Consider the following 21,448-nt stretch of genomic DNA (forward strand, 5'->3'; position numbering starts at 1 on the left):
GCGGCTCAGGCCGCCTTCGGCTGCGCCGCGTCGCGGCGGTAGGCCCAGACCATCAGGGCAATGCCGGCCAGCACCATCGGTACGCAGAGCACCTGGCCCATGGTCAGCCAACCCCAGGCGAGGTAGCCGAGCTGGGCATCCGGCACGCGGACGAATTCGACGACGAAGCGGAAGATCCCGTAGCACAGCACGAACAGGCCGGAGACCGAGGCGGTCGGCCGTGGCTTGCGGGTGAACAGCCAGAGGATGACGAACAGCGCCACGCCTTCCAGGGCGAACTGGTACAGCTGCGAGGGATGCCGCGGCAGCGGGCCGCCGTTGGGGAAGACCATGGCCCAGGGCACATCGCTGACCTTGCCCCACAGTTCCGAGTTGATGAAGTTGCCGATGCGCCCGGCGCCCAGGCCGATGGGCACCAGCGGGGCGATGAAGTCCATCAGCTGGAAGAAGCTCTTGCCATGGCGCTTGCCGAACCACCAGACCGCCAGCATCACGCCGAGCAGGCCGCCATGGAAGGACATGCCGCCTTTCCAGACCTCGAAGATCAGCGTCGGGTTGGCGATGTACTCGTCCAGGTTGTAGAACAGCACGTAGCCCAGGCGGCCACCGAGGATCACGCCGCAGGCGACCCAGAAGACCAGGTCGGAAAGGCGCTCCTTGGTCCAGGTCGGGTCGAAGCGCTTCATCCGGCGCGACGCCAGCAGCCAGGCGCCGCCGATCCCGATCAGGTACATCAGCCCGTACCAGTGGATCTTCAGCGGGCCGATGGCCAGCGCAACCGGATCGATCTGGGGATACGTCAGCATCGATAACTCCTACGACAGAAAAGCGAGATCGGGGGTCAGGAAACTTATGCCCACGCTGAACAGCAGCAGGGCGAACAGTCGCTTGAGTACGCGCGGCGACAAACGATGCGCCAGGCGCGCGCCGAAGCGGGCGAACAGCATACTGGTGGCGGCGATGCCGACCAACGCCGGCAGATAGACGTAGCCCAGGCTCCACTCCGGCAACTGCGGGTTGTGCCAGCCGACCGCGATGAACGACAGAGCGCCGGAAATGGCGATAGGAAGGCCGCAGGCCGAGGAAGTCGCCACCGCCTGCTGCATCGGCACGCTGCGCCAACTGAGGAAAGGCACGGTCAGCGAACCGCCGCCGATGCCGAAGATCGCCGAGGCCCAGCCGATCACCGCGCCGGCCAGGGTCAGGCCGCCCTTGCCGGGCACCTCGCGGCTACCCTTGGGCTTGAGGTCGAGAACCATCTGCAAAGCGACCAGGATGGCGAACACCCCGATTATCTTCTGCAACAGCGGCCCCTTGATCTGCGCCGCGGTCAGCGCGCCGAGGGCACTGCCGATGAGGATGCCGAGGGTCATCCAGGCGAACACCGGCCAGCGCACCGCGCCGCGCCGATGGTGTTCGAGAATGGAATTGATCGAAGTGAAGACGATGGTCGCCAGGGAGGTGCCGACCGCCATCTGGGTCAGGACGTCGCCGCCGAAACCGTGCGCGGTGAAGCTGAAGACCAGCGCCGGGACGATGATCAGGCCGCCGCCGACGCCGAACAGTCCGGCCAGCACGCCGGCACAGGCGCCCAGCACGATATAGAGGAGAAACTCCATGCACGCCCCCGTTGGAAAGCCGGCATGGTAACGGAATTGCGCGCCGTGCGGCAGGCGTCGTGCTTGAACGGCGATGGCGGATGCCTTTAGCCTGACGGCCAGCCCATCCCAAGGATCGCGCATGTGCCTGATCGTCTTCGCCTGGCAACCGGGGCACGCCCTGCCGCTGCTGGTCGCCGCCAACCGTGACGAATTCTATGCCCGCCCGAGCCTGCCGCTGGCGGCCTGGGAGGACGCCGAGGGGGTATTCGCCGGACGCGACCTGGAGGCCGGCGGCACCTGGCTGGGGCTCGGCCCGGCCGGCCGTTTCGCCGCCCTGACCAACGTCCGCGATCCGTCGCAGGCTCTCGGCAAGCGCTCCCGTGGCGAACTGGTGGCGGACTTCCTGCGCGGCGGCGGCAACCCGGCCGACTACCTGGCGCAGGTCGCCGGGCGCGCCGCGGACTATTCCGGCTTCAACCTGCTCATTGGCGATCGCCATCAGCTCTGGCACTACAACCCCCGCGTAGGGCCACCGCGCCTGCTGCCGGCGGGGATCTACGGGCTGTCCAACGCGGCCCTCGATACGCCCTGGCCGAAGCTGCTCAAGGCTCGCGCCGCCCTCGCCGAGCGGCTTGCCGAGCCGCATCCGCAGGCCCTGCTGGAGCTGCTGGCCGACGCAGCGCCGGCCGCCGACGGCCAGTTGCCGGATACCGGCGTGGGTCTGGCCACGGAACGCCTGCTCTCCAGCGTGTTCATCGCCAGCCCGAGCTACGGCACTCGCGCCAGCAGCGTCGTACGGGTACACGCCGACGGCACGCGGGAGATGATCGAGCGCAGCTTCGGGCCGTCCGGCGCCCGGCTCGGCGAGGTCAGCCTGGTGCTGCCGCCAGGCTGACCTTCAGCAACAGGCCACGCAATCGCGACGCTGCTTGGCCCGATAGAGGGCGTCGTCCACCCGGCACAGCAGCAGGTCGAGGGTCTCGCCATCATTCAGCACGCCGACGCCAAAGCTGGCGGTCAACCGCTCGCCCATCTCGAAGGACTGCGAGCGAACCCGCTGGCGCAGGCGTTCGGCCAAGGCCGCCGCGGCCTCCAGGCCGGTTTCCGGGAGCAGCAGGATGAACTCCTCGCCACCCCAGCGCGCCAGCACGTCGACCTCGCGCAGCTCGCTGGCAACCAGGCGGCCGAAGGCGACCAGCACGCGATCACCGGTGGAGTGGCCGAACAGGTCGTTGATCCGCTTGAAGTGATCGACATCGATCATCACCAGTGCCGTGGCGCGTCCATGGCGCTGCCGGCGCATCCATTCATGGTGCAGGCACTGCTCGAACTTGCGTCGGTTGTACAGCTCGGTGAGCGGATCGATTTCGCTCAGGCGCTGGGCCTCGGCCATCTTCGAGGCCAGCGCCTGGTTGACCCGGTGCAGCGCCTCGGTGCGCTCGGCCACCAGTTCCTCGAGACGCAGGTTCCAGTCGAACAGTTCCTCGTTGCGCTGCTGCAACTCCAGCTCGACCAGCTTGCGCTGATGGATCTCGTGGTGCGCACCGATCATCCGCCGCGGCTCGCCGCGCTCGTCGAACTCGACGAAACGCCCGCGATCGCTGATCCACAGGTAATCCCCGCTGTAGGTGCGGCAGCGGTATTCCTCGCAGTATTCCGGGCTTTCGCCGTCGAGGTAGGCCTGGAAGCTGGCCATCACCCGCGGATAGTCCTCGGGATGGATGATGCTCTTCCAGGTCTCCACGCTCTCCGGCAGGCTATGCGGCGGATAGCCGAGCATCAGGTACCAGCCGGCGCTGCGGCTGACCTGGTTGGTCGCGATGTTCCAGTCCCAGATCCCGTCGCTGACGATCTCCAGGGCATATCGCAGGGTTTTCTCAAGGTCTTCGCGTGACAGCGGAAGAAGACCTGGCGGCTTCGACGCCCGTTCGTCCATTTTGCGGCAATCCCTCGCACGTTCGACTGGCCAGTGGCCTCTACCGAATGGCAGGCAGTCTATACGCTTGCGGGGAAAGCGTAAGCGCCGCACGACGAAGCGTCCGGCGCGCGGGAAATCAGGGCTGGACGGTAGCCGCCGGGTTGATCACGCGACCCAGGCCGAGGTTGCGCAACGCCAGGTGCAGCGAGCTGTGGATGACCTGCGGGTTGTCGAAGGTGAGCAACTGGCCGAGCAGGTCCCGGGCCTTGTCCAGGGTGATCTGGCGCAGCAGCCACTTCACCTTGGGCAGGTTGGTGGCGTTCATCGACAGGCTGTCGAAGCCCATCGCCATCAGCAGCACGGCAGCCGCGGGATCGCCGGCCATCTCGCCGCAGATGCTCACCGGCTTGCCTTCCAGGTGGGCATCGTCGACCACCTTCTTCAACGCATGCAGAACGGCCGGATGCAGGTAGTCGTAGAGGTCGGCGACCCGCGGATTGTTGCGGTCGACCGCCAGCAGGTACTGGGTCAGGTCGTTCGAACCGACCGAAAGGAAGTCGACCTGGCGGGCCAGCTCGCGGGTCTGGTACACGGCGGCGGGAATCTCGACCATCATGCCGATGGGCGGCATGGCGATGTCCACGCCCTCGTCGCGCACCTCGCCCCAGGCGCGGTGGATCAGGTGCAGGGCCTCTTCCAGCTCGTGGGTGCCGGAGATCATCGGCAGCAGGATGCGCAGGTTGTCCAGTCCTTCGCTGGCCTTGAGCATGGCGCGGGTCTGGACCAGGAAGATCTCCGGGTGGTCGAGGGTGACGCGGATGCCGCGCCAGCCGAGGAACGGGTTGTCTTCCTTGATCGGGAAGTAGGACAGCGCCTTGTCGCCGCCGATATCCAGGGTGCGCATGGTCACCGGCAGCGGGTGGAAGGCACTGAGCTGCTCGCGGTAGATCGCCAACTGTTCCTTCTCGCTGGGGAAGCGGTCGTTGATCATGAACGGCACTTCGGTGCGGTACAGGCCCACGCCCTCGGCGCCACGCTCCTGGGCGCGGGCGACATCGGCGAGCAGGCCGGTGTTGACCCAGAGCGGCATGCGGTGGCCGTCGAGGGTCTCGCAGGGCAGCTCGCGCAGGGCCGCCAGGCCCTTGCTCAGCTCGCGCTCCTCGGCGACCACGTCGCTGTACTGGCGCACCAGCTCGGCGGAGGGGTTGGTGTAGACCTCGCCGTGGTAGCCATCGACGATCAGGTCGATGCCGTCGACCTTGGAGTACGGCAGGTCGACCGCCCCCATCACCGTGGGGATGCCCATGGCACGGGCGAGGATCGCCACGTGCGAGTTGCCCGAGCCGAGCACCGAGACCAGGCCGACCAGGCGCCCTTCCGGCACCTCGCCGAGCATCGCCGGCGACAGCTCCTCGCTGACGATGATGGTCTGTTCCGGGTAGGTCAGGTTCTGCTTGCGTTCTTCCTGGAGGTAGGCGAGCAGGCGGCGACCTATGTCCTTGACGTCGGAGGCGCGCTCGCGGAGATAGGCGTCGTCCATCAGCTCGAAGCGCTGCACGTGCTCCATCACCACCTGGCGCAGGGCGCCCTGGGCCCACTGGCCGGTACGGATGATGCGCTTGACCTCGTTGCCGATGGAGGCATCGTCGAGCATCATCAGGTAGACGTCGAACAGCGCGCGTTCTTCCTTGCGCAACTGGCTGGCGAGCTTGCTCGACAGCGCGCGCATGTCGGCGCGAACGCCCTCCAGGGCCTGCTTGAACAGGGCGATCTCGGCGTCGATGTCGTCGACCTGCTTGTCCGGCACCACTTCCAGGTCGGCCGGCGGCAACACCACCACCGCCTTGCCCACCCCGACCCCGGGGGCGCCGGGCACGCCGACGAACTTGGCTTCCTGGATGCCCTTGCCGAGCTTGCCCAGGCCGCGGATCGAACCGGTCGCCTCGGCATGCGCGATGACCCCGGCGAGCTGGGCGCTCATGGTGACGAGGAAGGCCTCCTCGCCTTCGTCGAACTGGCGGCGCTCCTTCTGCTGCACCACCAGCACCCCCATCACCCGCCGATGGTGGATGATCGGCGCGCCGAGGAACGACGCGTAGCGCTCCTCGCCGGTCTCGGCGAAATAGCGGTAGCGCGGGTGGGCGGCGGCGTTCTCCAGGTTGAGCGGCTCCTCGCGGGTGCCGACCAGGCCGACCAGGCCTTCGCTGGGAGCCATGCTGACCTTGCCGATGGAACGCTTGTTGAGGCCTTCGGTGGCCATCAGGACGAAACGCTGGGTCTCGTTGTCGAGCAGGTACACCGAGCAGACCTGGGTACCCATGGCTTCCTTGACCCGCTGCACGATGATGCCCAGCGCCGCCTTCAGATCCTTGGCGGAGTTCACTTCCTGGACGATCTTGCGCAGCGTGTTGAGCATGCTCGGGGCCTTGTCTCCGTGTTCAGTCCCGCGCCAGAAGGCGCGGGGCCAGTTCCTTCAGGGCGCGGCGGTAGACCTCGCGCTTGAAGGTCACCACCTGTCCCAGGGGGTACCAGTAACTCACCCAGCGCCAGCCGTCGAACTCGGGCTTGCTGGTGATATCCATGCGCACGCGCGCCTCGTCGGACATCAGCCGCAGCAGGAACCATTTCTGCTTCTGGCCGATGCACAGCGGCTGGCTGTGGGTCCGCACCAGGCGCTGCGGCAAACGGTAGCGCAGCCAGCCGCGGGTGCAGGCCAGGATGCGCACGTCCCCGGCCTCCAGCCCGACTTCTTCGTTCAACTCGCGATACAGCGCCTCTTCCGGCGTTTCGCGATCATTGATGCCTCCCTGCGGGAACTGCCAGGCTTCCTGATTGATACGCCGCGCCCACAGCACCTGCCCCGCCTCGTTGGCGAGAATGATGCCGACATTCGGGCGAAAACCATCGGAATCGATCACGCTGGGACATCCTCGAAATCGCATGTGCCCGCATTGTTCCATAAAGCTTGTGATAGCGGCAACGCGCGGCTTTGCGACTCGTGCGGGGAGGATACAGGGCCGGCAAAAGCCGGTAGGCTAGGGGCTTTCCCAAGGCCCGGTGGGAGCCTTCGCAAAAGGCTCTCGCGGCCCTTCCGCCACCCGCCAACCGATGGAGTCACCCCGTGCGTCTGGCCCTTTTCGATCTCGATAACACCCTGCTCGCCGGCGACAGCGACCATAGCTGGGGCGAATGGCTGTGCCAGCGCGGCCTGGTCGACGCCGCCGAATACCAGGCGCGCAACGACGCCTTCTATGCCGACTACGTCGCCGGCAAGCTCGACGTCCTTGCCTACCAGGCCTTCACCCAGGCGATCCTCGGTCGCACCGAGATGGCCCAGCTGGAAACCTGGCACCGCCAGTTCATGCAGGAAGTGATCGAGCCGATCGTGCTGGCCAAGGGCGAGGCGCTGCTCGCCGAGCACCGCGCCGCCGGCGACCGGCTGGTGATCATCACCGCCACCAACCGCTTCGTCACCGGCCCGATCGCCGAACGGCTCGGGGTGGAGACCCTGATCGCCACCGAGTGCGAGATGCGCGACGGCCGCTACACCGGGCAGACCTTCGACGTGCCCTGCTTCCAGGGCGGCAAGGTGGTGCGCCTGCAACGCTGGCTCGACGAGAACGGCCTGGACCTGGAAGGCGCCAGCTTCTACAGCGACTCGCTGAACGACCTGCCGCTGCTGGAAAAGGTCAGCCGGCCGGTGGCCGTCGACCCCGATCCGCGCCTACGCGCCGAGGCGGAAAAACGCGGCTGGCCGATCATTTCCCTGCGTTGACCCACTGACAAGCGCGCCGTCCGACGGGCGGCGCCACGGCGGACCCAGGATGCCCCACACCCCCGCTCCCGGCTCGCTGCGGCCGGTCGTGATCGTCGCCCTGGTCACCGCGCTATGCCTGGCCGGCGATTCGATGCTTTATATCGCCCTGCCGATTTACTGGCACGAGGTCGGCCTGGAGGCGCTCTGGCAGGTCGGCGTGCTGCTGTCGATCAACCGCCTGATCCGCCTGCCCTTCAATCCGCTGATCGGCCGCCTGTACAAGCACCTGGCACTGAAGACCGGCCTGCTCCTGGCGGTCGTCATCGGCGTGCTGAGCACCGCCGGCTACGGCCTGGCCAGCGGTTTCCTGGCCTGGGTGCTGCTGCGCGGACTGTGGGGGATCGGCTGGTCGTTCTTCCGCATCGGCGGGCTCTCGGCGGTGGTCTACTGCGCCGCCGACCACCAGCGCGGCCACGCCATGGGCCTGTACAACGGCCTCTACCGCCTGGGCAGCCTGGTCGGCATGCTGCTCGGCGGGCTGCTGGTGCCGGTCCTCGGCCTGCCGGCGCTGGCGCTGTCCTTCGCGCTCCTGGCACTGCTCGGCCTGCCGCTGCTGGCGAAGGGTTTCGACCTGCCGGAGAATCCCGCCGGACATGCGCGGACCTCCGCCGCAACGGCATCCACCAGCGTCGCCAGGCGCCCGCCGCCGCGCGGCCTGGTGATCCTCAGCGGCTTCGCCACCGCGCTCCTGATCCAGGGCGTGCTCGCCGCCACCCTGAGCGCGCTGATCGCCCGCAGCTTCGGCACCGAGGTCAGCCTGCTCGGCCTGGCGCTCAGCGCCGCCGGCCTCTCCGGGATCATCCAGGCCCTGCGCTGGTCCTGGGAGCCCTGGCTGGCCGGGCGCTTCGGCGCCTGGTCGGATGGCCCGCGCGGGCGTCGGCGCTTCTACGTGGCTGCGCTACTGGTCGGCGCAATGGGCTTCGGCCTGCTTTCCAGCAGGCTGCCCATTCTCGCCTGGCTGGCCATCGCCCTGCTGGTGATGCTGGTCGCCACCGCCCTCACCACCCTGACCGACGCCCTCGCCGCCGACGTCGCCCGCGCCGGCGACGTGGTCGGCTTCATGACCCGCTACTCCATCGTCCAGGACCTCGGTGCCGCGCTGGGCCCGGCCCTGGCCTTCCTCCTGCTGGAGCGGCCCGGCGGCTTCGCCTGGTTGTACTGGGGCGGCTCCCTGGCGTTCCTGGTCCTGGCGTTGCTCTGGTTGCGCCGAGCGGACCCTCAGACCGGCTTGTTGACCATCAGGTAGAAGATGACCATGAAGGCGATGAAGGCCGGCCAGCCGAGGATGAACCAGGCGTTCATGTAGCGGTACGCCAGCGGTTCGATGGGCCGCGCCTCGCGCAAGGCCGCCTCGGCCATGTCGCGTACGCGGATCTGCAACCACACCACCGGTAGCCAGCAGAGCCCGGCGAACACGTAGAGGCCCAGGCTCCACAGCAACCAGCCCTGGGCCAGCGACCAGCCGGCGACATGCACCATGGCCAGGCCGCTGAGCGGCTGGAACACCGCGGTGGTGGCGATGAACAGCCAGTCGGCGGTGACCAGGTGGCGGAAGGTCACTGCGATCACCGGCAACTGCCCGCTGCGCCAGGCACGCAGGGCGTAGTAGGCCGACCCCAGGCCGGTGCCGAAGAGAATGGTCGAGGAAAGGATATGCAGGGTCTTCAGCAGCAGGTAAAGGTTCATCCACGGGCCTCCCTGGTTCGAGGTTCGTCGCCCAGCAGCCAGAGCGTGGCCACCATCAGCACGATGTTCTTGCCGACCGCCATGTAGGGGTCGTACCAGTAGTGCGGCAGGATCAGGCTGATCGCCAGGCTGTAGCCAAGCATCAGCCAGAACTGTGCCAGCAGCGCGCGCCGGCGCCAGCGGCGGAGCAGCAGGCCGACGCCGAGCGCGCCGTCGAGCAGGGCCCCGGCGATCACCGCCAGGCTCGCCGGCCAGCCGTGGATGCCGGCCTCGCCGAGGATCCGCAGGCCCCAACCGTAACCCGGCCCCAGGCAGGCGACCAGGGTACCCAGCCAGATCAGCACCAGGGCCGCCAGCATCAGCGGCCGCATCAGCGCCGCCAGGCTGCGTGCCGCCTGCGGCCAGCCGAGCAGGCGACTGGCCAGCGGCGCGCAACGATAGCCGCAGGCCGCATCGAGGAGTGCCGGGTCGGCCAGGTTGTCGTGGCGCACCAGCTTCAGCATCGATGGACTCAGTGTCCGCCAGCCAGCACGCCGGCCAAGCCCGCCCAACGCATCGAGAAGCGCCGCGGGCGGCACCGCATAGCGGCCGCGCGGCCAACCCTGGGCGCGGCGCAGCTCGTCCAGCAGCTCGCCCTGGGTCAGCGCCTGCGGACCCACCAGCGGAATCACCTGCGCCCGCTCCGGCCAGCGGCGCAGCAAGGCCAGCACCGCGCCGACCAGGTCCTCGACATGCAGCGGTTGCAGGCGCGCGCGATTGTCCAGCAAGGGAATCAGCGGTAGCGGCGACAGGCGTTCCAGCCAGGCGCTGCTGGCGCCGCCCGGCCCCAGCAGCAGGGACGGGCGCAGCACCAGCGCCGGGATGCCCAGTTCCAGCAGGTGGCGGTCGGCCGCCGCCTTGCTGGCGAGGAAGGCCACGTCCGGGTGCGCACCGGCGCCCAGCGCGGAAATCTGCAGGACCTTCGCCCCATGGGCTGCAGCGAGGTCGAAGAGTGTTCGCGCGCCGCTGTCCTGGACGCGAGCCATGCTCGCCTCGTCGAGGCTCATGGTGCCGGCGGCATTGATCAGCAGGTCGACCCCGGCGGGCCAGGCGAAGCTGTCCGGCCTTTCCGCAAGCCGCTCCAGGTCGAGCGCCAGCCAGCGTACGCCGGCAGGCGCATCGACCGGCGGGCGGCGCGCGGTGAGGAGCAGTTCGTGTCCGGCGGCGAGCAGCGCCGGGAGCAGGTGCCGCCCGACGAAACCTCCCGCGCCTACCAGCAGAATACGCATGCGTTCCTACAGAACCGGCGAAGGCCGGTGAAGTCCATTTCGTTGGCGTTTCAGAGCGGCTTGCTGACCATCAGTACCGCCACCGCGATGAAGCTGGCCGCACCGAGCAGGGCCATGACCAGGCCCACCTTGATCTCGCGCAGGGTCTGCTCGCCCAGCGCGGCCCCCGCCGTCTCGGCGGCGCCGGCCTGGTGCTGGACCCGCGCCAGGCGGCCGGCGAGGACCAGCCAGAAGATGCAGCCGAGCAGATAGAGGCAGGCGCCGAACAGCAGCCAGCTCTGGCCCAACGGCCAGCCGGCCAGGTGCACCAGCCACCAGCCGCTGACCGGCAGGGCCAGCAGGCTGAGCCCCAGCAGCGGCCAGCCGATCAGGCGGACCCGCTTGAAACCGCGCGCGACCCGAGCCGCGTCGCCCGTCCGCCAGCTGCGCCAGGCGTAGAACGCCAGGCCGAGCAGGCCGCCGAACAGCAGCACGGTGGCGACTCCGTGGAGAATCTTGATCTGGAGAAAATGTTCCATCAGCGCATCCTTGTCCGTGTTCCCGGCCCGTTTGAGGGGCCGGGGGCGGGCTCAGTTCCCGAGGAAGGAGATCACCTGCCCGTGAAGCTTAGCAGCCCGTGTCGGCGAGCCGCCGCGGGTCAGCCGAGGAACAGCTGGTAGGCCGGGTTGGCGGTCTCGTCCCAGTACGGATAGCCGATCGCCTCCAGGGTCTGCGGGATCAGGTGGCGCTCGTCTTCCGGCACCTGCAACCCGGCCACCACCCGGCCGTCGGCCGCGCCATGGTTGCGGTAGTGGAACATCGAGATGTTCCAGCGCCCGCCGAGCTTGGTGAGGAAGTTGAACAGCGCGCCGGGCCGCTCGGGGAATTCGAAGCGGAACACCATCTCGTCGCTGACTTTCACCGCATGGCCGCCGACCATGTGGCGGATGTGCAGCTTGGCCAGTTCGTTGTCGGTCAGGTCGAGGACCGGGAAGCCCTTCTCGCGCAGATAGGCCACCAGCGCCTCGCGCGGGTCGTTCTCCGGGTGGGTCTGCACGCCGACGAAGATGTGCGCCTCGCTGCCGCTGTGGTAGCGATAGTTGAACTCGGTGATCTGGCGCTTGCCGACCGCCTCGCAGAAGGCCTTGAAGCTGCCCGGCCGCTCGGGAATGGTCACCGCGATGATCGCTTCGCGGCGCTCGCCCAGTTCGGCGCGTTCGGCGACATGCCGCAGGCGATCGAAGTTGACGTTGGCGCCGGAGTCGATCGCCACCAGGGTCTGCCCCTCGGCGCGCTCGCGCTCGACGTACTTCTTGATCCCGGCCACCGCCAGCGCGCCGGCCGGCTCGGTGATCGAGCGGGTGTCGTCGTAGATGTCCTTGATCGCCGCACAGATCTCGTCAGTGCTGACGGTGATCACTTCGTCGACGTGGTCCTTGCAGATGTCGAAGGTGTGCTGGCCGATCTGCGCCACCGCCACGCCGTCGGCGAACAGCCCGACCTGGCCCAGCACCACCCGCTCGCCGGCGGCCATGGCCGCCTGCAGGCAGTTCGACTCGTCCGGCTCGACGCCGATCACCTTGATCTCCGGACGCAGGTACTTGACGTAGGCGGCGATGCCGGCGACCAGTCCGCCACCGCCCACCGGGACGAAGATCGCATCGAGGCGGCCGGGCTGCTGGCGGAGAATCTCCATGGCCACGGTGCCCTGGCCGGCGATGGTGTCCGGATCGTCGTAGGGATGGACGAAGGTGTAGCCCTTCTCGTCGACCAGCTTCAGCGCGTGGGCCAGAGCCTCGGGGAAGGCGTCGCCGTGCAGCACCGCCTTGGCGCCATGGGCGCGCACCGCCTGGACCTTGATCTCGGGGGTGGTCTTGGGCATCACGATGACCGCCCTGATCCCCTGCCGCTTGGCCGCCAGGGCCAGGCCCTGGGCGTGGTTGCCGGCCGAGGCGGCGATCACCCCGCGGGCCTTCTCCTCCTCGGTGAGCTGCGCGACCTTGTTGTAGGCGCCGCGGATCTTGAAGGAAAACACCGGCTGCAGGTCCTCGCGCTTGAGCAGGACCTGGTTGCCGAGGCGTTCGGACAACTGGCGGGCGGGTTGCAGGGGCGTTTCCACCGCGACGTCGTAGACGCGCGAGGTGAGGATCTTCTTGACGTATTGTTCGAGCATCGGAGGCGGTTCGGCGGACTTCACGGAAGCCCGGAGTCTACTCCAGGCCCGCCGGGCGGACTACCGGCGCGCCGCAGGAAAACACCGCGACTGCCGGTCATCCGGGGCAAGACCGGAGGACGCCAGGCCGCTATAATTCGTCCCTTCGTATCGCAGCGGCACAGGACGTGCCGGAAACCCGCCGGGCCGCCCCGGCCGCGCGCACCCTCCGCCTGCGCCGCCGGGACGGCCGGCCAGGCAACCAGACAGGCACCCGGGATGAACCAGGATCAGCTCAAGCAGGCAGTGGCACAGGCCGCCGTCGACCACATTCTTCCGCACCTCGACAGCAAGAGCATCGTCGGCGTCGGCACAGGCTCCACCGCCAACTTCTTCATCGATGCCCTGGCCCGCCACAAGGCCGAGTTCGACGGCGCAGTAGCCAGTTCGGAGGCCACCGCCAAACGCCTGAAGGAGCATGGCATCCCGGTCTACGAGCTGAACACGGTCAGCGAGCTGGAGTTCTACGTCGACGGCGCCGACGAAAGCAACGAGCGCCTGGAGCTGATCAAGGGCGGCGGTGCCGCGCTGACCCGCGAGAAGATCGTCGCCGCGGTGGCCAAGACCTTCATCTGCATCGCCGATGCCAGCAAGCTGGTGCCCATCCTCGGCCAGTTCCCGCTGCCGGTGGAGGTCATCCCGATGGCTCGCAGCCACGTCGCCCGCCAACTGGTGAAGCTCGGCGGCGATCCGGTCTACCGCGAAGGCGTGCTGACCGACAACGGCAATATCATCCTCGACGTGCACAACCTGCGCATCGACAGCCCGGTGGAACTGGAAGAGAAGATCAACGCCATCGTCGGCGTGGTCACCAATGGCTTGTTCGCCGCCCGCCCGGCCGACCTGCTGCTACTCGGCACCGCCGACGGCGTCAAGACCCTCAAGGCCTGAGCCCGCTCGCCCCAGGCCGATGACCGGAGCGGGGCGACACTGCAACAAAAGCGGCTACGCTGTGTCTCAGCAGACGGCTGGTCCGTTGCGATCCGCCTCACCCTGTGAACAAGGAGCTAGACATGGCAGCCAAATTCCATCTGAAGAAAGCGAAAGACGGCCAGTTCCACTTCAACCTGCATGCCGCCAACGGCGAGATCATTCTCACCAGCGAACTGTACAAGGCCAAGGACTCGGCGCTCGGCGGCATCGAGTCGGTGCGCAAGAACTCCCAGCGCGACGGTGCCTTCGAGGTCAAGCCGGCCAGCAACGGCAAGTTCCACTTCGTACTCAAGGCCACCAATGGCCAGGTCGTCGGCCAGAGCCAGCTCTATGCCAGCCAGGCCAACGCCGAAGCCGGCGTGCAGTCGGTGAAGCGCGCAGCGCCGGAAGCCGGCCTCAGCGACGAAAGCTGAGGCCCCTGGCGGCGCCTGTGCCGAGGCACAAGCGCCGCCCATCCACCTCTGCATTCCCTTCCGCGGTTACTTCCCGTCCCAGGAGTTGAACGCAGCGCCCCATTTTCAGGCTCGCAAGTAACACTCCCGGCCGCTGCCTCTCTCTGCTTCGCCGTCCAAGCCGCTGCCAGTTACAACGTAGCGACACCGCAGGTCGCCCAGGCGTCAATTCGTGCTCCAGGGACATGAAACGGTCCGCATCCTGCTTTCCGCGGCGCGAGCATCATTCGATGCACCATCGTACCGACACAGAGGAAAGTGCCGTGTTCAAACCATTAGCTGTCGCTGTAGGCCTGGGATGTGCTGCGCTGTCGTTGGGTGCCAACGCCTATCAATACGGGGAATACGCCGGGGAGACCCTGGAGCGCCTGATCACCGACTACCCGGGCCGCTATCGCGGCACCGCCAGCTTCGCCGGCGCCAGCGAACTGATGCAGTCGCGCCTGGGCTTCGGCTACCAGACCAGTCGCCAGGACTTCACCTGGGCCGGCAACCGCAGTTCGCAGAACGTCATCGCCTCGGCGCCCGGCAGCAGCGGGAAGTTCCTGGTACTCGGCGCGCACTACGACACCTACTACGGTCGCCCGACCCTGCAGGGCCTGGACGATAACGCCTCGGGCGCGGCGGTGCTCACCGAGATCGCCCGCAACCTCGGCGGCATCGCCCTGGAGAACGGCCTCGAGGTGGTCGGTTTCGGCGCCGAGGAGGAAGGCCTGCGCGGTTCGCGTGCCTACGTCGAGTCCCTCGACGCCAGCCAGCGCACCAACCTGCTGGGAATGATCAACCTCGACAGCCTGGTCACCGGCGACAAGATGTACGCCCATGCCGGCTCCAACAGCGTGTCCAACCCGGCCCTCGGCGCCTACCGCGAACAGATCCTGCGCATCGCCCGCGAGCTGGACATCCCGCTGTTCACCAACCCCGGCCTGAACGCCGAATACCCGGCGGGTACCGGCTGCTGCAGCGACGGCGAAAGCTTCAACGGGATGGACATCCCGGTGTTGTTCATCGAGGCGACCAACTGGGAACTGGGCGACCTGGACGGCTACGAGCAGACCGACAACCCGGCGATTCCCGGCGGCTCAACCTGGCACGACCCGGCCGAGGACAACAAGGAAGTACTGACCAACGCCCTCGGCCAGGAGCGCATCGAGCAACGCATGCGCGACTTTTCCCGCCTGCTGACGCGCCTGGTGCTGGAGCTGACCAACGCCGACCTGCTGGCCTCCACCGCCTCCGGCGGCGCCCTGGCGCGGCAGATGGAAGACCAGTTGCAGCGCCAGCACCAGGCACTGACCCGCCTGCACGACCGCCGCTGGCTGACCCTGCTCGGCAGCAACCGGCCGGTAGGCAGCTTCGACGGCGAGGTGGGCGCGGAGGGCGAGGTCTCGCCGGACAGCGGTTTCGACATGCCTGGCAATCCGGAGTCCAGGCGCGCCGGCGTGCATCTGCTCGGCGACTACCGCTACAGCGAGGCCCTGACCCTTGGCGGCAGCCTGGCCTTCCAGCGCAGCCGCGACAAGCTGGACCATGGTGGGCGCATCGAGGGCGACACCTGGCAGCTCGGCCTGTTCGGCCTGTACAACGACGGCGGTCCGGAATGGCTGGCCGGCGAGCTGAACCTCGGGCATACCCGCTACGACAGCAAGCGTTCGGTCTACCTCCAGGCTGCCGGCGGGCCGGTGCTGCTCGACCAGCGTCTGTCGGGCGACACCTCGGCCTGGTCCTGGGGCGCCCGGCTGGAAGGCGGCTATGACTTCAGCTTCGGCGAACTGCGGAGCGGGCCGCTGGCCGGCCTCGACTACATGCGCTACCGCATCGACGACTTCCGCGAGGACGAGGCCCTACGTACCGCACTCGGCTACGAGAAGCAGGACTACGACTCGCTGGAGGCGAGTCTCGGCTGGCGCCTGCGCGGCGAGCTGGCGCTGGGCGCGAGGATGCGCCTGCAACCCTACGCCAGCCTGCGCTGGGTCCGCGAGCTGGCGGACGGACGCCTGGACGACATGGACCTGACCAGCCGCGGCGACGGGCGTGTCCGGGTCGCCGACATGGGCGGCGTGGACAAGGATTTCGGCCGCGCCCAGCTTGGCGCGCAACTGGCGATCACCGAGCAGCTCGGGGTCTTCGCCGAAGCCAACAGCCGCTTCGCCCACAGCGAAGGCAACCAAGCGGGCTATTCGCTCGGGGTGAACTGGCAGTTCTGAGCGGGCCAGGGGACGCTCCTGCCGTCCCCGTAGGCCGCGTCAGGGCTGCGCCGGCTCGTCCTTGCTGAAGACGTAGAACAGGTTCGGCTCGCTGACCAGGTAGAGCACGCCACGGTCGTCCATCGCCACGCCCTCGGCCTGCGGCACGCTGCGCTTCAGGCCGTGCATGCCGCGCAGCAGCGACAGGGTGCTGACCGGCTCGCCGTCGGTGTCCAGCTCGACTACCAGACGCGACTCGTCGGACAACGCCAGCAGGTGCCCGGTGCCCTCGTCGAACTGCAGACTGGACAGGTCGCGGACGAACAGGCGCTTGTCGCGCCCGGGGTCGTCCACCACGTGCACGGCGAACGGTTTGTCCGCCTGGGTGTGGGGGAAACCGTGGATCTCGTAGATGCGCACCGGGTCACGCTCCTTGGCGACGAACAGGCGCTTGCCCTCGGCGTCGTAAGCTAGCCCTTCGAAACCCTTGTTGCCGTTGAGGCCGATACCCAGCGAAAGCTGCTGGGCATCGGCAGCGTCGATGAAGCGCGTGTCGTCCTCCAGGCGCACCTTGACCAGGCGTTGCTGGCGCTCGTCGGTGATCACGTAGACGCCGCGGCTGATGTACTCGATGGCCTCGGCGTCGCCGAAGCCGGTCAGCGGGATGGTCCGCAGTACCTTGCCCTGCAAGGACAGCTCGATGATCTGCGCCGGCTGGTTGGTCACGGTGAACAGGGTGCGCCGGTCGGGATCGAAGGTCAGCGCGGAAACGTCGTCGTTCAACCCCTCGATGGGCTGCGCCTCGATCCGCACGCGGTAGTCCGGCAGCCATATCGAGCGCTCTTTCCAGGCATCGGCGTGACGCCACTCCTGGACGGCGAACCAGGCCCGGTCGAAGACCCGGAAGCTCTGGCCGAGAAGGACCAGCGCGGACAGCGCGACCAGCAGGACGGCCAGCAGCAGACGGCGAGGCGTGAAAGCTCGGGACATGGAAAACGGCTCGGGAGTTTGGGCGTGGATAGTCATAGCATAGAGCCTGTACGCTGTATGGAAACGGGCTGCGCCCGACCTTTCCTACGCAAGCTACGGCTCCAGGCTGAAGCCAAGCTTAAAGTCAGCCAGCCGCCCGGGAGACTCGGACAGGTCCGAGTTTCCTGTCCGAAAGAGACGACAAGAGAGCATCCGCAGTCTTCTTCCAGCGCCACCAGATTGGCCTGTTCGATCCCTTATTGGCCGCATCTATCGTTCTGCGCCCGCGGCGCCCCGGTCATTATCGAACCGCAGCAGGTGAAGCGGGCCCCAGAAACCGCAAAACCTCAACAATAACAACTGCTTGACTGCATGGAATTCAGCATGACCAGCGCGATAGCCATCGAGCGGATCTGCATGGAATTCGGTACCCCCGGCCAAGGCCTGAAGGCCCTTGACGATGTGTCCCTGGATATCCACGCCAACGAATTCTTCACCCTCCTCGGCCCTTCCGGCTGCGGCAAGACCACCCTCCTCCGCCTCATCGCCGGCTTCGAACAGCCCAGTTCCGGCAGCATCCGCCTCTATGGCGAACACATGGAAGGCCTGCCGCCGTTCCGCCGCCCGGTCAACACGGTGTTCCAGAGTTATGCGCTGTTCCCGCACATGAGCGTCGCCGACAACATCGGCTTCGGCCTGGAGATGCAGGGCCGCCCGCGCAGCGAGATCGACGCCACCGTGAGCCGCATGCTCGACCTGGTGAAGCTGCCGGAGGTCGGCAAGCGCCGCGCCGACCAGTTGTCCGGTGGCCAGCAGCAACGCATCGCCCTGGCCCGCGCGCTGGCCAGCCGGCCCAAGGTGCTGCTGCTCGACGAGTCGCTGTCGGCGCTGGACCTGAAGCTGCGCAAGGAAATGCAGATCGAGCTGAAGCGCCTGCAGCACGAGACCGGGATCACCTTCATCTTCGTCACCCACGACCAGGAGGAAGCGCTGACCATGTCCGACCGCATCGCGGTGATGAGCAAGGGCAAGGTGTTGCAGGTCGGCACGCCCAGCGACATCTACGAGGCGCCGCTGAACCGGGCGGTCGCCGACTTCATCGGCGAAACCAACTTCCTCGAGGGCCAGGCCGACGCCGACGGCGTGCGCCTGGCGGACGGCCAGCGGCTGGCCGCGACGACCCCGGGCAGCGGCGCTGTGACCTTGGCGATCCGCCCGGAGCGCACCGAACTGGCCGCCGACGGCCAGTTGGAAGGCGTGCTGGAAAACATCGTCTATGTCGGCACCGATACCGTCTACCACCTGAACGTGGCCGGACAGCCGGGCTTCCGCGTGCGCCAGCAGAACCGCGACGGCGCACGCTGCCCGCACAGTCCGGGGGCGAAGGTGCGGGTGCGGATTCCCGCCGCCGCCATCCGGGTGCTCGCCGAATGAGCACCGCCGGCCGACCTACCGCGCAACAGTCGGCCGAACGCCGGCAGCTGCGTCGGCGCCTGCTGCTGAGCAGCCCGGCGATGCTGATGCTGGTGCTGTTCCTGGTGATCCCGCTGGGCATCATGTTCGCCGTGTCGATCCAGCAATCCGGCGACTACGGCGGAGTGAAATGGGGCCAGCACAGCCTGGAGGCCTACCTCAATTTCCTCTGGGAACGCGACCTGGACGACAGCCTGGTGTTCAACGCCGACTACCTGGGCATCTTCCAGCGCTCGTTCTGGCTGTCGCTGCTGACCACCCTCGGCTGCCTGGCGCTCGGCTTCCCCACCGCGCTGTACCTGGCGTTGCAGCCGGAACGCCGGCGCAACCTGCTGCTGTTCCTGGTCACCGTGCCGTTCTGGACCAACCTGCTGGTGCGGGTCTACGCCTGGATCCTGCTGCTGCGCAACGGCGGGCTGGTGGACGCCGGCCTGCAAGGCATCGGCCTGACCGACACCGGGCTGGGGCTGCTCTATACCGACAACGCGGTGATCATCGGCCTCCTTTATACCTACCTGCCGTTCATGGTGCTGCCGATCTACAGCAGCCTGGAAAAGATGGACTGGCGCCTGGTGGAGGCGGCATTCGACCTCGGCGCCAACCGCTGGAAAGCGCTGCGCCGGGTGATCGTGCCGCTGGCGATGCCGGGGATAGTCGCCGGCTGCATCCTGGTATTCATCCCGGCCCTGGGCAGCTACATCATTCCGGAATTGCTCGGCGGCGGTAAGGCGCTGATGATCGGCAACCTGATCCAGCTGCAATTCGGTACCGCGCACAACTGGCCGTTCGGCGCCGCCCTTTCGTTCGCCCTGCTGGCCTTCGTCCTGCTGGCGATGCTGATCTACAACCTGCGCTTCCGGGCCAACGCCGGCGGAGGCCAGCCATGAACGGCCGCAATCCACTCTGGACCTTCAGCGGCGTGCGCCAGGCCGCCTGGCTGTTCTTCGCCTTCCTCTACATCCCGATCCTGGTGCTGGTAGTGCTCAGCTTCAACAGCGGCCAGTCGGCGACGCTCTGGGAGAGCTTCAGCCTGAAATGGTATGCGGTGGTGGCCAACGATCCGGAAATCCTCCGCGCGGCGAAGAACTCGCTGCTCGTCGCCACCCTCGCCACCCTGGCCTCGACCGTCCTGGCCACCCTCGCCGCGCTGGGCATGCGCGGTCGCGCCTTCCGCGGGCAGACCCTGATGAACGGCGTTCTCGGCCTGCCGCTGCTGGTGCCGGAGATCGTCACCGCGGTGGCGACCCTGATGTTCTTCTCCTTCATCGGCCTGAAGCTGTCGTTGTTCACCATCCTCATCGCCCACATCGTGTTCTGCATCCCCTTCGCCTACCTGCCGATCCGCGCCCGCCTGGAGGGCCTGGACCCGCGCCTGGCGGAGGCCGCCGCCGACCTCTACGCCTCGCCGTGGAAGGCCTTCTGGAAAATCACCCTGCCGCTGCTGATGCCCGGCGTGCTGTCCGGGGCGATGCTCGCGTTCATCATCTCGATGGACGATTTCGTCATCACCTATTTCGTCGCCGGCGCCGGCGCAACCACCCTGCCGGTGTACATCTTCAGTTCCATCCGCATGGGCATATCCCCGAAGATCAATGCGATTTCCTCGATCATCCTCATGATTTCCATCGCCTTCGTCGCCCTGTCGTACTACCTCGGCCAACGCCGCCGCTGAGAACCTGCCTCCACGAAGAAAAAACAGAAGATCGCCAGGAGTCCATCATGACCTACCGCACACCGCTCACCCTGCTCTTCGCCGCCGGTCTAGCCCTGGGCGGCCAGGCTCGCGCCGAAGGCACCCTGCACTTCGCCAACTGGTCGGACTACTACCCGCCGGAGTTGCTGAAGAAGTTCGAGAAGGACACCGGGATCAAGGCCACCCTCGACGCCTACGACAGCAACGAGACGCTGCTGGCCAAGCTCAAGGCCGGTGGCGGCGCCTACGACGTGGTGGTGCCGTCGGACAGTTTCATAGAAATATTCGTCAAGGAGGGGCTGCTGCAAAAGCTCGACAAGAGCCAGTTGCCGAGCCTGGGCAATCTGAAGGAAAACTTCCGGACCCTTGGCTTCGATCCCGGCCACGACTACAGCATTCCCTATCTCTGGGGCACCACCGGCTACAGCTACGATACGGCGAAGGTGCCGGGCGGCAGGCTGGAAGAAAGCTGGAAGCCGTTCTTCGAACCACCAGCCGAGCTGAAAGGCAAGGTGGTGGCTCTGAACTCCATCGAGGAACTGTTCATTCCCGCCACCTACTACCTCGGCATCGACGAATGCACCGAGGACGCCAGGGAAGCGCAGAAGGTCCTCGACCTGCTGCTCAGGCAAAAGCCGGCGCTGACCATGTACAACAGCGACGGCACCATCGAGCGCATGGCCGCCGGCGAGGTCGCCATGCACCAGCAGTGGAACGGCGCCTTCCACCGCGCCCACGCCCAACGCGCCAGCCTCGAATACATCTATCCGAAGGAAGGCATCCGGCTGTTCATCGACAACTTCGCGATTCCGCGCGACGCCAGCAACGTCAAGGAAGCCCACGTCTTCATCGACTGGATGATGCGCCCGGAGAACATCGCCGCCGCCTCCAACTTCGCCAAGTACAACAACGCCATCGTCGGCTCGGAGAAACTCATGGAGAAAGCACTGTTCGACGACCCGGCGATCAACACCCCGCAGGACAAGCTCGACCGCCTGAAGCCGTTCAAGCTCTGCTCGCCGAAAGCCCTGGCGTTGCGCAGCAAGGTCTGGACCAAGCTTAAGAAATGATCGACGCGGCGCTGGCGGCCAGCTCGCGCCAGCGCTGGCCGGCCAGCCAGCTTGGCCATCTCGATCCCTTTTTGACCGTCTACAGGGTTCTCCCCGGCGAAACCGGATTGCTAGAGTCGAACCGCGCCCTCCTCGAGGGGTCGCCCGGAGCCGCGGAAACGGCGCCGGCAGAGCCCAAGGGAACCTCGCGA

General features: G+C 67.3%; 20 protein-coding genes. 10 read left to right on the plus strand and 10 right to left on the minus strand.

The genetic code is table 11. The annotated features are described in order from the left end of the window. Window positions 1–5: 5 nt before the first annotated feature. Together lgt and HMPREF1224_RS25740 are read right to left on the minus strand one after the other, a co-directional pair. On the minus strand, window positions 6–806 hold the full coding sequence (gene lgt / locus HMPREF1224_RS25735; RefSeq protein ID WP_003112963.1) for a prolipoprotein diacylglyceryl transferase: 801 nt from the start codon (window positions 804–806) through the stop codon (window positions 6–8). Window positions 807–815: 9 nt separating this feature from the next. Continuing rightward, window positions 816–1,619, minus strand: a complete 804-nt coding sequence (locus HMPREF1224_RS25740; RefSeq protein ID WP_003110587.1) for a sulfite exporter TauE/SafE family protein — start codon at window positions 1,617–1,619, stop codon at window positions 816–818. Window positions 1,620–1,740: 121 nt separating this feature from the next. Here HMPREF1224_RS25740 and HMPREF1224_RS25745 point away from each other — a divergent pair, with 121 nt between their 5' ends. Next, the gene (locus HMPREF1224_RS25745; protein ID WP_003112962.1) at window positions 1,741–2,496 is read left to right on the plus strand and encodes an NRDE family protein; all 756 of its coding nucleotides are present in this window, start codon (window positions 1,741–1,743) and stop codon (window positions 2,494–2,496) included. A gap of 3 nt (window positions 2,497–2,499) precedes the next feature. Here the strand turns inward: HMPREF1224_RS25745 and HMPREF1224_RS25750 are convergent, their stop codons facing one another. From HMPREF1224_RS25750 to HMPREF1224_RS25760, 3 genes are all read right to left on the minus strand, one after another. Then, window positions 2,500–3,537 carry a sensor domain-containing diguanylate cyclase gene (locus HMPREF1224_RS25750; RefSeq protein WP_003112961.1) on the minus strand — a complete coding sequence of 346 codons (1,038 nt, stop codon included), beginning with the start codon at window positions 3,535–3,537 and terminating at the stop codon, window positions 2,500–2,502. Window positions 3,538–3,655: 118 nt separating this feature from the next. Next, window positions 3,656–5,935 (minus strand): phosphoenolpyruvate--protein phosphotransferase, encoded by a 2,280-nt coding sequence (gene ptsP / locus HMPREF1224_RS25755; RefSeq protein ID WP_010793548.1) that lies wholly within the window; start codon window positions 5,933–5,935, stop codon window positions 3,656–3,658. 22 nt (window positions 5,936–5,957) lie between these two features. Continuing rightward, window positions 5,958–6,437 carry an RNA pyrophosphohydrolase gene (locus HMPREF1224_RS25760; RefSeq protein ID WP_003084400.1) on the minus strand — a complete coding sequence of 160 codons (480 nt, stop codon included), beginning with the start codon at window positions 6,435–6,437 and terminating at the stop codon, window positions 5,958–5,960. Between the two features lie 203 nt (window positions 6,438–6,640). Between HMPREF1224_RS25760 and HMPREF1224_RS25765 the strand changes: the two genes are divergently transcribed. Together HMPREF1224_RS25765 and HMPREF1224_RS25770 are read left to right on the plus strand one after the other, a co-directional pair. Continuing rightward, window positions 6,641–7,294 (plus strand): histidinol-phosphatase, encoded by a 654-nt coding sequence (locus tag HMPREF1224_RS25765; protein WP_003110585.1) that lies wholly within the window; start codon window positions 6,641–6,643, stop codon window positions 7,292–7,294. 49 nt (window positions 7,295–7,343) lie between these two features. Beyond that, a complete protein-coding gene (locus HMPREF1224_RS25770; protein WP_003112960.1) occupies window positions 7,344–8,582 on the plus strand; it encodes an MFS transporter in 1,239 nt (412 codons plus the stop codon). Here the strand turns inward: HMPREF1224_RS25770 and HMPREF1224_RS25775 are convergent. From HMPREF1224_RS25775 to ilvA, 4 genes are all read right to left on the minus strand, one after another. Continuing rightward, complete coding sequence (locus tag HMPREF1224_RS25775) at window positions 8,555–9,022, minus strand: DUF2269 family protein (protein ID WP_003084393.1); 468 nt, start codon at window positions 9,020–9,022, stop codon at window positions 8,555–8,557. The two genes, HMPREF1224_RS25770 and HMPREF1224_RS25775, sit on opposite strands and share 28 nt — an antisense overlap. Beyond that, entirely contained in the window at window positions 9,019–10,290 is a 1,272-nt protein-coding gene (locus tag HMPREF1224_RS25780) for an SDR family oxidoreductase (RefSeq protein WP_010793549.1), read from the minus strand. The genes HMPREF1224_RS25775 and HMPREF1224_RS25780 overlap by 4 nt, the downstream gene beginning before the upstream one ends. Before the next feature lie 50 nt (window positions 10,291–10,340). After that, a complete protein-coding gene (locus HMPREF1224_RS25785) occupies window positions 10,341–10,808 on the minus strand; it encodes a DUF2269 domain-containing protein (protein ID WP_003112958.1) in 468 nt (155 codons plus the stop codon). A gap of 119 nt (window positions 10,809–10,927) precedes the next feature. Further along, window positions 10,928–12,466 carry a threonine ammonia-lyase, biosynthetic gene (ilvA, locus tag HMPREF1224_RS25790; RefSeq protein ID WP_017001827.1) on the minus strand — a complete coding sequence of 513 codons (1,539 nt, stop codon included), beginning with the start codon at window positions 12,464–12,466 and terminating at the stop codon, window positions 10,928–10,930. 234 nt (window positions 12,467–12,700) lie between these two features. On the opposite strand from ilvA, the gene rpiA reads away from it, so the two are divergent. The 3 genes from rpiA to HMPREF1224_RS25805 all read left to right on the plus strand — a co-directional run bounded on the left by rpiA (window position 12,701) and on the right by HMPREF1224_RS25805 (window position 16,073). Continuing rightward, window positions 12,701–13,372, plus strand: coding sequence for a ribose-5-phosphate isomerase RpiA (rpiA, locus tag HMPREF1224_RS25795; RefSeq protein ID WP_003084386.1), 672 nt, complete (start codon window positions 12,701–12,703; stop codon window positions 13,370–13,372). Window positions 13,373–13,494: 122 nt separating this feature from the next. Continuing rightward, a complete protein-coding gene (locus tag HMPREF1224_RS25800; protein WP_003117874.1) occupies window positions 13,495–13,827 on the plus strand; it encodes a YegP family protein in 333 nt (110 codons plus the stop codon). A 302-nt stretch (window positions 13,828–14,129) separates the two neighbouring features. Continuing rightward, window positions 14,130–16,073, plus strand: coding sequence for an autotransporter outer membrane beta-barrel domain-containing protein (locus HMPREF1224_RS25805; protein WP_019396259.1), 1,944 nt, complete (start codon window positions 14,130–14,132; stop codon window positions 16,071–16,073). 39 nt (window positions 16,074–16,112) lie between these two features. Here HMPREF1224_RS25805 and HMPREF1224_RS25810 read toward each other — a convergent pair whose 3' ends face one another. Continuing rightward, window positions 16,113–17,078, minus strand: a complete 966-nt coding sequence (locus tag HMPREF1224_RS25810; protein WP_003118774.1) for an SdiA-regulated domain-containing protein — start codon at window positions 17,076–17,078, stop codon at window positions 16,113–16,115. Between the two features lie 327 nt (window positions 17,079–17,405). Here HMPREF1224_RS25810 and HMPREF1224_RS25815 point away from each other — a divergent pair, with 327 nt between their 5' ends. Genes HMPREF1224_RS25815 through HMPREF1224_RS25830 form a run of 4 tightly spaced genes read left to right on the plus strand, consistent with a single transcriptional unit; the run spans window position 17,406 to window position 21,257 of the window. Next, window positions 17,406–18,455, plus strand: coding sequence for an ABC transporter ATP-binding protein (locus tag HMPREF1224_RS25815; protein WP_003112954.1), 1,050 nt, complete (start codon window positions 17,406–17,408; stop codon window positions 18,453–18,455). Beyond that, the gene (locus HMPREF1224_RS25820) at window positions 18,452–19,381 is read left to right on the plus strand and encodes an ABC transporter permease (protein WP_003112953.1); all 930 of its coding nucleotides are present in this window, start codon (window positions 18,452–18,454) and stop codon (window positions 19,379–19,381) included. Before HMPREF1224_RS25815 ends, HMPREF1224_RS25820 begins: the two co-directional genes overlap by 4 nt. After that, the gene (locus HMPREF1224_RS25825) at window positions 19,378–20,166 is read left to right on the plus strand and encodes an ABC transporter permease (protein ID WP_003112952.1); all 789 of its coding nucleotides are present in this window, start codon (window positions 19,378–19,380) and stop codon (window positions 20,164–20,166) included. Before HMPREF1224_RS25820 ends, HMPREF1224_RS25825 begins: the two co-directional genes overlap by 4 nt. Before the next feature lie 47 nt (window positions 20,167–20,213). Beyond that, window positions 20,214–21,257 (plus strand): ABC transporter substrate-binding protein, encoded by a 1,044-nt coding sequence (locus HMPREF1224_RS25830; protein ID WP_010793551.1) that lies wholly within the window; start codon window positions 20,214–20,216, stop codon window positions 21,255–21,257. Window positions 21,258–21,448: the final 191 nt, after the last annotated feature.

The sequence above is a fragment of the Pseudomonas sp. P179 genome (genome assembly GCF_000478485.2).
GTDB lineage: Bacteria > Pseudomonadota > Gammaproteobacteria > Pseudomonadales > Pseudomonadaceae > Pseudomonas > Pseudomonas aeruginosa.